The 13,810-nt window shown below is 68.9% G+C and carries 11 protein-coding genes; 4 read left to right on the top strand and 7 right to left on the bottom strand.

Going from position 1 to position 13,810, the window contains the following annotated elements; translation table 11 throughout:
• The 6 genes from acs to O1Q03_RS35570 form a co-directional block, all read right to left on the bottom strand.
• Positions 1–1,979, bottom strand: a 1,979-nt coding sequence (gene acs, locus O1Q03_RS35545) for an acetate--CoA ligase (protein ID WP_269509785.1), incomplete at its 3' end; no start/stop codon positions are given.
• 333 nt (positions 1,980–2,312) lie between these two features.
• Positions 2,313–4,184, bottom strand: coding sequence for a sigma-70 family RNA polymerase sigma factor (locus O1Q03_RS35550; RefSeq protein ID WP_269509787.1), 1,872 nt, complete (start codon positions 4,182–4,184; stop codon positions 2,313–2,315).
• A 16-nt stretch (positions 4,185–4,200) separates the two neighbouring features.
• Positions 4,201–4,518, bottom strand: a complete 318-nt coding sequence (locus O1Q03_RS35555; RefSeq protein ID WP_269509790.1) for a high-potential iron-sulfur protein — start codon at positions 4,516–4,518, stop codon at positions 4,201–4,203.
• Positions 4,519–4,593: 75 nt separating this feature from the next.
• The gene (locus O1Q03_RS35560) at positions 4,594–5,853 is read right to left on the bottom strand and encodes a c-type cytochrome (RefSeq protein WP_269509793.1); all 1,260 of its coding nucleotides are present in this window, start codon (positions 5,851–5,853) and stop codon (positions 4,594–4,596) included.
• Positions 5,854–5,927: 74 nt separating this feature from the next.
• Positions 5,928–7,655, bottom strand: coding sequence for a methanol/ethanol family PQQ-dependent dehydrogenase (locus O1Q03_RS35565; RefSeq protein WP_269509796.1), 1,728 nt, complete (start codon positions 7,653–7,655; stop codon positions 5,928–5,930).
• A 672-nt stretch (positions 7,656–8,327) separates the two neighbouring features.
• Positions 8,328–8,699 carry a hypothetical protein gene (locus O1Q03_RS35570; RefSeq protein ID WP_269509799.1) on the bottom strand — a complete coding sequence of 124 codons (372 nt, stop codon included), beginning with the start codon at positions 8,697–8,699 and terminating at the stop codon, positions 8,328–8,330.
• Positions 8,700–8,762: 63 nt separating this feature from the next.
• On the opposite strand from O1Q03_RS35570, the gene O1Q03_RS35575 reads away from it, so the two are divergent.
• The 4 genes from O1Q03_RS35575 to O1Q03_RS35590 all read left to right on the top strand — a co-directional run bounded on the left by O1Q03_RS35575 (position 8,763) and on the right by O1Q03_RS35590 (position 12,769).
• Positions 8,763–9,248 (top strand): energy transducer TonB, encoded by a 486-nt coding sequence (locus O1Q03_RS35575; RefSeq protein ID WP_269509801.1) that lies wholly within the window; start codon positions 8,763–8,765, stop codon positions 9,246–9,248.
• A gap of 10 nt (positions 9,249–9,258) precedes the next feature.
• A complete protein-coding gene (locus O1Q03_RS35580) occupies positions 9,259–9,978 on the top strand; it encodes a MotA/TolQ/ExbB proton channel family protein (RefSeq protein ID WP_269509804.1) in 720 nt (239 codons plus the stop codon).
• Complete coding sequence (locus O1Q03_RS35585; RefSeq protein WP_269509807.1) at positions 9,975–10,403, top strand: ExbD/TolR family protein; 429 nt, start codon at positions 9,975–9,977, stop codon at positions 10,401–10,403. Before O1Q03_RS35580 ends, O1Q03_RS35585 begins: the two co-directional genes overlap by 4 nt.
• 68 nt (positions 10,404–10,471) lie before the next feature.
• Positions 10,472–12,769 carry a TonB-dependent receptor gene (locus tag O1Q03_RS35590; RefSeq protein ID WP_269509810.1) on the top strand — a complete coding sequence of 766 codons (2,298 nt, stop codon included), beginning with the start codon at positions 10,472–10,474 and terminating at the stop codon, positions 12,767–12,769.
• On the opposite strand, the gene O1Q03_RS35595 is transcribed toward O1Q03_RS35590, so the two are convergent.
• Positions 12,754–13,755: an alpha/beta fold hydrolase gene (locus O1Q03_RS35595; protein ID WP_269509813.1), complete on the bottom strand. Its 1,002-nt coding sequence runs from the start codon at positions 13,753–13,755 to the stop codon at positions 12,754–12,756. The genes O1Q03_RS35590 and O1Q03_RS35595 overlap by 16 nt on opposite strands.
• Positions 13,756–13,810 lie beyond the last annotated feature (55 nt).

The following is a 13,810-nucleotide window of genomic DNA, read 5'->3' on the forward strand; positions in this document are numbered from 1 at the left end:
AGCTGATCGAGGATCGCCGGGTTCTCGAGCGTGGACGTGTCCTGCGTGATCGCCTCGCCCTTCGCGAGCGAGCGCAACAGGCGCCGCATGATCTTGCCCGAGCGCGTCTTCGGCAGGTTGTCGCCGAAGCGGATGTCCTTCGGCTTCGCGATCGGCCCGATCTGCTTGCCGACCCAGTCGCGCAACGACTTCGCGAGCGCAGCCGCTTCTTCGCCTTCCGGACGCGAACGCTTGAGCACCACGAACGCGACCACCGCCTCGCCCGTCGTGTCGTCCGGGCGGCCCACCACCGCCGCTTCGGCAACCAGCTCGTGCGAGACCAGCGCCGACTCGATCTCCATCGTGCCGAGCCGGTGACCGGACACGTTCAGCACGTCGTCGATCCGGCCCATGATCGTGAAGTAGCCGGTGTCCTTGTCGCGCACGGTGCCGTCGCCGGCCAGGTACAGCCGCCCGCCGAGTTCCTCGGGGTAATAGCTCTTCTTGAAGCGCTCCGGGTCGCCCCAGATCGTGCGGATCATCGCCGGCCACGGACGCTTGACGACGAGAATCCCGCCTTGCCCGTTCGGCACGTCCTGGCCCGTCTCGTCGACCACTGCGGCCATGATGCCCGGCAGCGGCAGCGTGCACGAACCCGGCACCGTCGGCGTCGCGCCCGGCAGCGGCGTGATCATGTGGCCGCCGGTTTCGGTCTGCCACCACGTGTCGACGATCGGGCAGCGCTCCTGGCCGACGTGCTTGTGGTACCACATCCATGCTTCCGGATTGATCGGCTCGCCGACCGTGCCGATGATGCGCAGGCTCGACAGGTCGTAGCTCTTCGGGTGGACCTTGTCGTCGGCTTCGGCCGCCTTGATCAGTGAACGGATCGCGGTCGGCGCGGTGTAGAACACGGTGACCTTGTGGTCGCCGATCATCTTCCAGAAGCGGCCGGCGTCCGGATAGGTCGGCACGCCCTCGAACACGACCTGCGTGCCGCCGCATGCGAGCGGCCCGTACGTGATGTACGTGTGGCCCGTGACCCAGCCGATGTCGGCCGTGCACCAGAACACGTCGTCGGGTTTCCAGTCGAAGGTCCACTTCATCGTCTGCGCGGCCCACAGCAGGTAGCCGCCCGTGCTGTGCTGCACGCCCTTCGGCTTGCCGGTCGAGCCTGACGTATACAGGATGAACAGCGGATGCTCGGCGCCGACCCATTCCGGTGCGCACGTGTCGGACTCGGCATCGGTCAGCTCGTGCATCCACAGGTCGCGCTCGCCGTGCCAGTCGATCTTGCCGCCGGTGCGGCGATAGACGATCACGCTCTTGACGGCCTCGCAGCCGCCCATCGCGATCGCTTCATCGGCGATGCTCTTGAGCGGCAGCGTCTTGCCGCCGCGCGCCTGTTCGTCGGCGGTGATCAGCGCAACGGCGCCGACGTCGACGAGCCGCTCGTTCAGCGATTTCGCGGAGAAGCCGCCGAACACGACCGAGTGCGTCGCGCCGATGCGTGCGCAGGCCTGCATCGCGACGATGCCTTCGACCGACATCGGCATGTAGATGACGACGCGATCGCCCTTCGCGATCCCGCGTTTCTTCAGCGCATTCGCGAAGCGCGACACGCGGGCGAGGAGGTCGGCATAGGTGACGCGCGTGACGGTGCCGTCGTCGGCCTCGAAGATCACCGCGACGCGCTGGCCGTTGCCGGCTTCGACGTGGCGGTCGAGGCAGTTGTACGACGCGTTGAGCTCGCCGTCGTCGAACCATTTGTAGAACGGCGCGTCGCTCTCGTCGAGCACCTTGGTGAACGGCTTGTGCCAGCTGAGGCCTTCGCGTGCAAGACGCGCCCAGAAGCCTTCGTAATCGCGCTCGGCTTCGGCGGCCAGCGTGCGGTAGGCCGGCATGCCGGAAATGGTCGCGTGCTCGCGCGTGTCGGCCGTCGGTTCGAAGATTCGGCGTTCCTGAAGGATCGATACGATGGCGGTCAAGGTGTTCTCCATGAAAATCGCGGGTTGTGGCTCGCCTGTCGAAACGCAACTTGCATGCCAATCGCATGCGGGCATCCGGCCGGAGTGGCGTTAGCGCCGTCCTAGCACGGTTTTCGTTATTCGATCGGGACTGCAAAGAATTGGGGAACCGAATGTCGAGCATCGTTGCCGCCGTGCGCGTTGCGTCGAAATGCAGCAACGGTGTTGCAGGCGTCAACATGGCGAGCAACGGGCAACGGGCAACGAGCAGCGAGCGACGAGCGACGAGCGACGAACCGCGAACCGCGAACCGCGAACCGCGAACGGCGAACGGCGAACGGCGAACGGCGAACGCCGCTCGCACTGCTACGCGATGAGCGACCGAAGCACGCCGTGCGTGTCCGACGCACGAAGACGATCGAGCGCCGATGCCTCGATCTGGCGCACGCGTTCGGCCGACAGGTTCAGATGGCGGCCGATGTCGCGCAGCGAGCATCCTTCGCCCGCATGCAGCCCGTAGCGCAGCCGCAGGACCATCGCTTCGCGCGGCGGCAGCCGGTCGATCGCGCACGCGACGGCCTCGCGCAGCTGCGCGGCACCCGCGGCGTCTTCGGGCGACGGCGTCGCAAGATCCGGCGCGACGTCGACGAAGGTCATCTCGCCGTCCGGCGATACCGGCACGTCGGCCGACATCGGTTCCTTCACGATCGCCATCAGGTCGCGCACTTTGCCGATCGGCTCGCCCATGTGCGCAGCGAGTTCAGCGGGCGTCGCGGGCGCGCCCGACCGCTGTCGATGGTCGCGCGCGAGCCGCTTCAGCTTGTTGAGCGCGTCGACCGTGTGCGTCGGTACGCGGATCGTGCGCCCGAGGTCGGCCAGCGCATGCGTGATCGCCTGCCGGATCCACCAAGTCGCGTAGGTCGAGAAGCGGAAGCCGCGCCGGTAGTCGTAGCGCTCGATGGCTTTCAGCAGCCCGATGTTGCCTTCCTGGATCAGGTCGGCGAATGGCAGGCCGCGATCGGGATAGCGCTTCGCGATCGAGACGACCAGCCGCAGATTCGCATCGAACAGCCCCGTGCGCGCCGGCTGCATCGCGCGTTCGATGGCCGCGAGACGTGCATCGAGCGACGCGGTTGCGGCGGGCGGCAGATCGTGGGCGCCGGCGCCGCGCATGATCGCGGCGCGCGCATCCATGAGCGCGGCTGCGCCGTGCGTCAGCGCGCGCTCGCTGGCAGGATGCGCGGCGATGCACGACGCCAGCCAGCCCGCGTGGTCGTCGTCGGCATGGGCGAACGACGATGGGACGCCCGCATCGGCCAGCATCCGCGCCAGCCGGCCCTGCGACGCGCGATACCGGCGTGCACGGGCGCGCAACGGCTCGCTCATCCGCTCGACCGCGCGTGCGGACAGCCGCAGCGTGCCGAGCAGCGCGGCGGCGGCGCGTACCTGCGCGCGATATGCGCAAGAAGCCGTGCCGCCGGACGCCAGCGCCGCGCGCAGCGCGCCGGCGAGTGCGTCGACGGGAGCGAGCCGCGCGACGACCGCGCTGCGCGCCGCGGAATCGTCGTGCTGCGTCTGCGCGTCGCCATCGTCATCGTCGCGGTTGCGCACGGGTTCGCCGGTGAACGCGGACGAATCGTCCAGCGCGGCATCGGCAGACGGCGCATCGTCGCACGGGCCGTCATCCAGAAAGGTCACATAGGTCGATGCGGCGGTCCGGTGCTCGGCGATCTCGCGGCGAATCGACACCAGCGCATCGAGCGCATCCGGATCGCCGCACAGCACCGCGACCGACGCCGCGCGGCCGCGCTCGATCCGTTGCGCGTACGCGAATTCCTCGTCGCGCGTGAGGAGCGGCGTCGTGCCCATCTCGCGCAGATACAGCCGGACCGGATCGGTGGTGCGCGGCGCGAGCAGGTCGGCCGCGGCGAGCGTGCCGCCGCCGTCGACCCATGCGCGCACGGGCGGCGCGGGCCGGAAGTAGCGCTCGAGCGTCCAGCCGCCCGCGGTATCGGCGTGGTCGCACACGGTGATGCCGAGTTCGCCGAGCACCGCGGCGGCCGCGTCGATGCCGCTGTCGTTCGCGTCTTCGTCGGGCAGCGCGTCGATGATGTCGCCGCGCGTGACGAACCCGCGCGCGAGGCCGGTCGCGATCAGCGCGTGCAGGTGCGCGACGGCATGCGGCAGCGTACCTTCGTCAGTCGACGCGACGCGTGCCGGCGCGTGCTGCGCTGGCATTGCGTCGCCCGGCACGTCACGCGCGCTTGGCATACACGTTGCACCAGCCGTCCGCCGCGACCGACTTGCCGCCGAACATCGGACACGTGCCGCTCGCGTCCGCCGCTTCGCCCTTGTAGAAGCGGCAATTCGCGCAGCGCTCGCCGGCCTGGTATTTCGGAAACTTCGCGGTGTCGACGCTCGATGCGTGGGCGCGATAGCCGAGCGTCTTCGCGGTGGCGTCGTTCTCGTCCAGGAGCGGCGGCGCCGCGAGTGCCGTGCGCGACGCGGCGAGCGCCGCGCACAGGCCGAGGGTGTTGATGATGAAAATTCTGCGGGAGGTAGGGTGCGTCACGGTCGTTTCCTGGTGAAGATGAAATCGTGGGGAAGGACGCGGCCCGCGTCATGTGGCGAGGCCGCTTGCCCGTGGTTACTGGCTCGCGTCCTTGCGCGCGGCGGGGCCGGCGATGAGCGGTGCGGTCGAGGCGCGCGCGGCATCGGCCGTCAGCTTGCCGTTGCCGGCGACATAGCCGTTCGACGCGAGCAGGAAGGCCATCAGGTCCGCGTATTCGTCGTCCTTCAGCTTGCCGGGCTGGTCGGCCGGCATGTTGGTCGCCATGTAGCCGAACACGCCGCCGATCGTCAGGTGCGAATGCGACAGCGGCGCGAATGACGGACCGCTCAACGCGGGCGCGGTATTGCCTTCGAGGTCGGCGCCGTGGCACTTCGCGCACGCATTGCCGTAGATCGCCTTGCCGTGCGCGGCCTGTGCGGCGTCGAATGCGGGCGCTGCGGCGCCGGTGCCCGCGGCGACGCGGATGAAGCCGCCGCCGGCCGGCAGGTTGCGCGCGCGAAGGATACCGCCGGCCGTGCGGCCGTTGACGGCCGTTGCGCCATCGGACCACCGCGCCGGTGTGCGCGACTCGTGCGCTTCGAGCGCATTACCGGGCAGCGCCCACTTGCGGGTCAGCGCCGCGAGCCGGCCGTCGCGCTTCATCTGCGTGAGCGTTGCGTCGATCTGCTGCTGCAATGCAGCCGAGCGCGACGCGAACGCAAACGTGAGCTGCCAGTCCGCATACGGGGACGACGTCGCACCGATGCGGAACGTCTGCTTCGGATGCGCGGCCTGATAGGCGACGACGGCCGGATACCAGACGATCGCGCGATGCGCGCGGCCGCGGGCAACCGCGTCGACCGTTTGCTCGGACGTATTCTCGAGATCGAAGCGCGCGCCCTTCTGCTGGACCGCGATCAGTTGCGCGGGGCTCGCGTAGGTCGCCGCGACGATTTCGTGGCCGGCGGGCGGCGTGCCCGCGTCGCGGCGCGTGACGCTGACATAGCCCGAACGCAGGTACCCCTGCGAGAACAGCAGCTTCGGATCGGATGCGTCGGCGATTGCCGAGCGCGGAAAGCCCGCGATCACGTCGCACTCGCGTTCGAGGATGCCCGCGAGTTCGTGTGCGGACACGCCGTCGTCGTCGCTGCCGCCGGCGTCGTGTGCGGAAAACGTCGCGGCGACGCCGGCCGCGCGGAACACGTCGCGCGCGACTGCCTTGTCGAGTGCGGCCGTCGGCGTGCCGGGCAGCGAGCAGATGCGTACCGGCGTCGCGGCCGTGGACAGCGCCGGGGCCAGTGCCGTGCCTGCCGCGAGCGCACTGGCCACGGCGAGGCGGGAAAGTCGAAGGTTCATGATCGTCGCTCGGTTGGAAACGGGGAGGCGCCCGCGCCGGCGGCGCGGACGCAATGCGGTCGACCGGACGTCGATCAGCCGCGGTTCAGGGCGAACACGTACAGCGTGCCGCCGCGCGGCACGTCGTCCGCCGCCTTGGCCATCGGGCCGCCCCAGATCGGGTTCGCGCCGCCGTAGCCCGCGAGTACTGCTACGTACTCCTTGCCGTCGACTTCAAACACCGACGGCTGCGCGATGATCCCGCTCGCGAGCTGAGGGCTCTCCCACAGAACCTTGCCGGTCGATACGTCGAACGCGTACAGGTGGCCGTCGAGCGAGCCGCTGAACGCGAGGCCGCCGGCGGTCGTCGCGACGCCGCCATTCCACGGCAGCTTGCTCCAGTGGCTCCACACCTTCTTGCCGGTGTTGACGTCGATCGCCTGCAGTTCGCCGTAGCCTTCGCTGCCCGGCTCCGGCTTGATCTCGAAGCCTTCGCCGAGATACGGCAGCCCTTCCATGTAGTTGACCGACTTGCCGGACAGGCTCATGCACGCATGCAGCGACGGCACGATCGCGAGATGGTGCTCGGGGTCGTACGACACGGACCACCAGTTCTTGCCGCCGAGGAAGCTCGGGCACGTGTCGATCGTCGTGCCGACCTTCGGATACTTCGCGGGATCCTGGATCGGCGCGCCGTCTTCCGTGTAGCCGGTGACCGACGTCGCCTTCACGAACGGCTCCGCGTAGATCAGCTTGCCGGTATCGCGGTCGATCGCATGGAAGTAGCCGTTGCGGTCGGCGTGGATGATCGCGTCGTGCTCCTTGCCCTTGTACTTGATCGTCGCGAGCACCGGCGTGTTCACGCCGTCATAGTCCCAGGTGTCGTGCTTCGTGTACTGGTAGTGCCACTTGAGATCGCCGTTCTTCGGGTCCAGCGCGAGCAGCGAATCGGAATACAGGTTGTCGCCCGGGCGCAAGTCCGCGAGCCACGGCCCCGGGTTGCCGACGCCCCAGTACAGCGTGCGCGTCGCCGCGTCGTAGGTGCCGGTCAGCCACGCCGGCGCGCCGCCGTGCGCCTGCATCCCGTCCGGCCAGGTGTCGGCGTGCTTCTCGCCCTGGCCGGGGATCGTGAAGCGCTTCCACAGCAGCGTGCCGTCGTTCGGGCTCAGCGCGGCAATGAAGCCGCGTGCGCCGTATTCGCCGCCGGAGCTGCCGACGACGATCGCCCCGTCGAGCGCGAGCGGCGCGAGCGAGAACGCATAGCCGAGCCCCGGTTCGAACATCTGCTTCTTCCACACGAGCGCGCCGGTCTGCGCGTCGAGCGCGGCGACTTCGCCGCTCAGCATCGCGACGTAGACGTTCTTGCCGTACAGCGCCACGCCGCGGTTCACGACGTCGCAGCACGCCGTCTTGAACGACTCCGCCCCGAGCTTCGGCTCGTATTTCCACAGTTGCGCGCCGGTGGCGGCATCGAACGCGTAGACGTTGTCCTTCGGCGTCGTCACGAACAGATAGCGGCCGTTGACGATCGGCGTGGCTTCGAAGCCCTGCTTCAATTCAGCGGGAAACTTGTAGCTCCACGCCTGCGTCAGCTGCTTCACGTTCGACTTGTCGATCTGCTTGAGCGGCGAATGCGCCTGGCCGTTGTACGTGCGGTAGTAGGTGAGCCAGCCCGGATCGCGCTGCGCATCCGTGAGCCGCTGGTACGTGACGGCCGGATAATCCGCGGCGGCATCCACGAGGCCGGGATTCAAGGCGATGGCGGCCGCCACCGCGATGCCGATCGTTGCCAGTCGGCTCGTCAAAGCCGGGACTTTCTTCATGGTTGTCTCCTGAGTCATTGTGGTCGCACCGCGGCCAACACGCGGCCGGGCCGGCAGGGTGGTATTCCGGGTCCAGTGCGCAGCCAGTCACGCAAATCGCATGCCATTGCCGCACGAGCCGCGCCACGCAACGCGCGGCGGCGGATTGCGCGCGCCGCGGGCGTCTGTGCGCGGCGTCGCGGGTGATCCGCGCCTGTTGCGTTCGGGGACAGCCGGCGGCGCAGTGTTGCGAAAGATGACAGTGCGCGCATGGGGGCAGCGACTACGTGAGCCGGTGGCGAGCGATGAATCGCGGCGTTCTTTTCGTTGAATGCGGTGGCTAGTTATCGCGGCAACGCGAGCGGCGTCGATGGATGGATCCGGAGCGTGTCGTGCGGTGCGCGTCGTCCATGCAGCGGACGATGCGCGCGCGAATGCGCGGTCGAGTGGAGCGCATCGCTTGCGCTGTGGCATGCGAGCCGAGCGGTTGATCCAAATTGACACAGGTGCAACAGGAGTGGCACGAACTGCAACAAGCGCGGGGCTTCGCGCCGCTGGGCGGGCGCGTCGGCCCTGTTGCACGCGCGAGCGAGGTCCGCATCGGCATGCTTCTTGCCGTTCGGAACGGGAAACGATTCCGCGCAGCGAGAGACCGTCATGCATGTTCCGATTTCGTCCGATGCCGGTCGCCGATCAGACCGCCGCCGTCTGGTCGCGCTGGCGTACGGCATTGCGCCGGCCGGGCCGCATGCGGCGACGATCACGGCGCCGTACGCGGCACGTTCGCGCGAATCGCTGAAGACCGTTGCGTTGACGGTATTCGTCGCGCATTCGGCAATCCTCGTTGCGCTCTGGCATGCGGTTGCCGTCGATACGCGATCGACGCTGCCTCGCGCGCCCGCAGTCGAAGTGGAGACGAGCGACGCGGTGAATGCGGCTCGCGGTTTGCAGCGTCGCGCGAACGTCGCGACCTCTGCGCCGTGGATGCATGCGCATGCGAATCGTGATGCGGCCGTACATCGGGATGTTCGATCGACCGGTCCTGCGCCACATCAGGTCGGTCACGCGAGGCCCGCGCAATCGCCCGCAACCGCATTCGAACAGCCCGACGGCGACGTCGCACGCACTATGCCCACGTCCACGTCCACGCCGACGTCCACGTCCAGATTCACATCCAGATCCACGTCCGCGTCTGCACCCACGCCCGCGCCCGCGCCGGCAACAGCACCAACGGCCGCTGCGAACGCATCGGCCGATACCGCACCGCCAGCGCCCGCACGCGCAACGCCGTCCGCCCCGCCTGCGTTCGCCCCCGCTGCGCCCGAACCCGTCACCGCCCCGCGCTTCACGGCGGCCTATCTGCACAACCCGGCGCCCGATTACCCGGATGTCGCCCAGCGGCGCGGCTGGGAAGGCACCACGTTCCTGAACGTGCACGTGCTGGCGAACGGGCGGCCGGACCGCGTCGTGCTGGCGGCGAGCAGCGGACACGACGCGCTCGACGACGCAGCGGTTGCGGCGGTGACCGACTGGCGCTTCGTGCCGGCGAAACGCGGCGCGGAATCGATCGACGGCTGGGTCCGGGTGCCGGTCGTGTTCAAGCTCGAAAACTGAGGAATCCGTCATGTCGGACTACATCCAGTACGCAGTCGTCGGTGCATTCGCGTTGCTCGCGATGCTGTCGGTGCTCACGTGGACGCTGATCGTCGCCAAGGTGCTGCTGTACGCGCGCATCGCGCTCGGCAACCGCCGCCATGCCGCGCGCCGAAGCGATCGCATGACACTGACGATGCCGACGGACGACGACGCGTCCGCCAGCGTGAACGCGCGGCTGCAGCGCGCCATCTGCGAGGCATTGCGCAACGTCGAAGCCGCCGAACCTGACGCGCCGGCCGCGCTCGTCGCGTGGGATCGCCGCGACATGCTCGAACGCACGCTCGCGCGCGCGATCCGCCGCGAGCAGCGCCCGCTCGAGCGCGGACTCACATTGCTCGCGTCGACCGCGAACGTCGCGCCGTTCGTCGGGCTGTTCGGCACGGTGTTCGGGATCGTCCAAACGTTGCAATCGATGACGGCGTCGGGCACCAGCGGTATCGATGCGATCGCGGGGCCGATCGGCCAGGCGCTGGTCGCGACCGGCGTCGGCATCGGCGTCGCGATTCCGGCGGTCGTTGCGTACAACCTGTTCCTGCGGCGGCTCAAGACCGTGACGGCCGCGCTCGACGAGTTCGGGCAGGACCTGATCGCACTGGCCGAGCAGCGGCAATTCCGGCTCGACGCGCCGGTGCACGCGGCGATGCCGGAAGTCCGCAACGCAGGTACCGCGCGGCGGGCGGCCGTATGAAGCCGGATTGCCGCGATGCCGATGCGGGCGAGCCGCTCGGTGAAATCAACGTGACGCCGCTCGTCGACGTCGTCCTCGTATTGCTGGTGATTTTTCTGATTGCCGCGCCGCTGATGACGCATGGGGTTCGCGTCGACTTGCCGAAGGCCGCCGCGGCGCCGCACGACACGGATGAGTCGACGGTGATCGTGACCGTCGACGGTCACGGCGCGGTCTACATCGACGGCCGGCCGACCGCACCGGCCGACGTCGAGTCCGTGCTGGCACGACACGTCGCGCGCGATCCGCGCACGCGCGTGAGCCTGCACGCCGATCGCGCCGAGCCGTTCGGCACGGTCGCCACCGTCATTGCGTCGATCGGACGCGCACGCGTCGCGCACGTCGCGATCGCGACGGCCGACGGAGCAAGCGGCACGACGCACTGAAGCGGTCGAGCGCCGCGTCGCTTGCCGCCCACGCATCACACAACTACAAGCAGACAGGAGACATGGAAATGCATGAAACCGATGTGGCGAAGCGCCGCTTCGTCGCCCGGCGCGCAGGCGTCACGCTGTGCTTCGGCGGCATGCTCGGCGGCTGGCTGACGCCCGCATCGGCGCAGGTCGAGCCCACGGCCAACGTCGACGCGCCGACGCTCGCGCCGATCGTCGTGGTCGGCACGACGCCGCTGCTGGGCATCGGCACGCCGCTGTCGCGCGTGCCCGCCAACGTGCAGACGTTTCGCGGCGGCGACGTCGAACACCAGCACGGCAGCGTATTGACCGACTTCTTCGAGAAGAACGTATCGAGCGTCGCCATCAACGAAGCACAGGGCAATCCGTACCAGACCGACGTGAACTACCGCGGCTTCACGGCGTCGCCGGTGCTCGGCACGCCGCAGGGCCTGTCGGTATTCGTCGACGGCGTGCGCGTGAACGAGCCGTTCGGCGACGTCGTGAACTGGGATCTCATCCCGCAGGCGGCGATCGACACGATGCAGCTGATTCCCGGTTCGAATCCGACCTACGGGCTCAACACGCTCGGCGGCGCGCTGGCGATCACGACGAAGAACGGCAAGACGAGCCCGGGCGGCTCGGTGGAGGTGTCGGTCGGTTCATGGGGGCGCAAGATCGCGCAGATCGAGCAGGGCGGACGCATCGGCGGCAACCTCGACTACTACGTGACCGGCAACGTCGCGAACGACAACGGTTGGGCCGATCACAACGGCAGCCGCGTGCGGCAGGGCTTCGGCAAGCTGCGCTACACGGACGCCGATACGACGCTGTCGATTTCGGCCGGCGGCGCGGACAACTCGCTGCAGGGCACGCAGACGATTCCGCGCTCGTTTCTCGACAATCGCGCGCAGGCGTATACCTACCCCGACCTGAATCGGAACAGCGCCGCATACGTGACGGTGTCGGGCGACCACGCGTTCAACGACCATGTGCAGCTCAGCGGCAACCTCTACTACCGGCACTACCGCAACACCAACGTCAGCAGCAACGTGAACGACGATTTCGGCAGCGTCGACGACGGCGTCACCGACACCGTGCAGGCCGCCAACGACCGATCGGTGGTCGCGACCGACAGCTTCGGCGCGAACCTGCAGTTGACGCTGCTCGGCAAGCTTGCGGGCATGGACAACCAGTTCGTCGTGGGCGCGTCGGCCGATCTCGCGAACTCGGATTTCCGGCAGTCGTCGCAGGATGGCGCGTTCACGGCTACGCGCGCGACGATCGGCATCGGCGACTTCACGCAGACGACGCACGCGAAAACGCGCAACGGAAACTACGGCTTCTATTTCGACGACACGCTGGCGCTGACGCGGCAGTGGTCGCTGACACTGGCCGGTCGCTACAACTGGGCGCGCGCGGCCATCGAGGACGTGAGCGGCCTGCAGCCGCTCCTCACCGCGCGCCATTCGTTCTCGCGGTTCAATCCGGCCGTCGGCGTCACGTGGAATCCGGTGCCGGGCTTCACCGCCTATGCGACGTACAACGAAGGAATGCGCTCGCCGACCGCGATCGAGCTCGCATGTGCGGACCCGGCCGCACCGTGCTCGCTGCCGAACGACTTCCTCGCCGATCCGGCGCTGAAGCCGGTGATCGCGAAGACGATCGAGCTGGGCGCGCGCGGCCGTGTCGGCCAGGCGACGACGTGGAGCGCGGCCGTGTACGACACGACGCTCGACGACGACATCCAGTTCATCAGCAGCGATGGCGGCGCGAGCACGCTCGGCTATTTCCAGAACGTCGGCAAGACCCGCCGGCAAGGTTTCGAGCTCGCCGCACACACGCGGCTCGGGCCGGTCGGCATTGGGGTGAGCTACAGCTACGTCGACGCCCGCTACCGCTCGACGTGGACCGAAAGCAGCGCGAGCAATTCGAGCGCCGATGCGCGAGGCAACATCGTTGTCCACTCCGGCGACCGCATTCCCGGCATTCCGTCGAGCACCGTGAAGCTGCGGCTCGACTATGCGGCGACGCCGAAGTGGACCGTCGGCACGAACATCACATATCGCAGCGGCGTGTTCGCGCGCGGCGACGAGAACAACCAGGACGCGAACGGCAAGGTGCCCGGCTATTTCCTGATCGATCTCGATACGACGTGGCAGGTCTCGAAGCATCTGCAGTTGTTCGCATCGGTCACCAACCTGCTCGACAAGCGTTATGCGAGCGTCGCGGTGCTCGGCCGGAACTTCTTCAACGGGCCCGGCCATTCGTTCGACGGACTCAACCCCGTCAACGAGCAGTTCGTCGGGCCGGGCGCGCCGCGCGGCGCGTGGATCGGTGCGCGCTATGCGTGGGATTGAGCGTGCACGCCGGCGTGCGGCGGCATGCGCGCCGTGACGGTCAGCATCTCGCGCACTGCACGCGCGACGCCCCGCGCCAGCGCGTCGTCGCTCGCGAGATGGCCGGCGGGCACGCACTCGACGACGGCGGCCGGCACGGCGCGCGCCAGGCGCTCGACGTTCGCGACGGGGCACACGCGGTCGTGCATGCCGTGCACGGCGTGCAGCGGCACGCCGGCTTGCGCGGCCTGTCGCGCGAGCGCGAGCAACCGCCGCTCGCCGAGCCAGCACGCGTGTTGCAGGTAGTGCGCCTGGATCCGGTATTTGTCGATGAGCCGGTCGACGGTTCGCTGCGTCGGGCGCGAATCGCGCGCCGGGCGCCCGGTCAGGATCGCGTCTTCGTACGCATTCCACGCGAGTGCGATCGCGCGCTGCCGGGCTTGACCGGCGCCCGGTTGCAGATGCCGCGCGCAGCAGGCGATCAGCCGGTCGGCACGCGTGCTGCCGGCGGCAGCCGTCAGGCGCAGCCATTCGCGCGGCGCGCGCGCACGTGCACCGACGAACAGTTCGCGCACTTCGCGCGACGACGTGAGGAACAGGCCGCGCAGCACGACGCCGGTGACGCGCGACGGATGCTGTCCCGCGTACGCGAGCGCGAGCGCCGCGCCCCACGATCCGCCGACGACCGCCCAGCGTTCGATGCCCAGTTGCGCGCGCAACGCATCGAGGTCGCCGATCAGCCGCATCGTGTTGTTGTGACGCAGCCCGCCGCGCGGCGTCGATGCGCCCGCGCCGCGCTGGTCGACCAGCACGACGCGCATCCGCGTCAGGTCGAACGGGCGCAGCATCGCGGGACGGCAGCCGCTGCCGGGGCCGCCGTGCAGCACGACGACCGGCGCGCCGTGCGGGTTGCCGGCTTCCGTCCATGCGATGGTGTGCGCGTCGCGGGACAGGTGATGCCGTGGCCAAGCACTGGAGACGGAGAGGGATTCGGATGGTCGGGTCATGTCGGCCGGGAATGGAGGGAAGCACGAAGGTCCGGCAGCAAAGCTGCAGCGGCCG

This window comes from Burkholderia sp. IMCC1007 (assembly GCF_027257875.1).
Classification (GTDB): domain Bacteria; phylum Pseudomonadota; class Gammaproteobacteria; order Burkholderiales; family Burkholderiaceae; genus Burkholderia.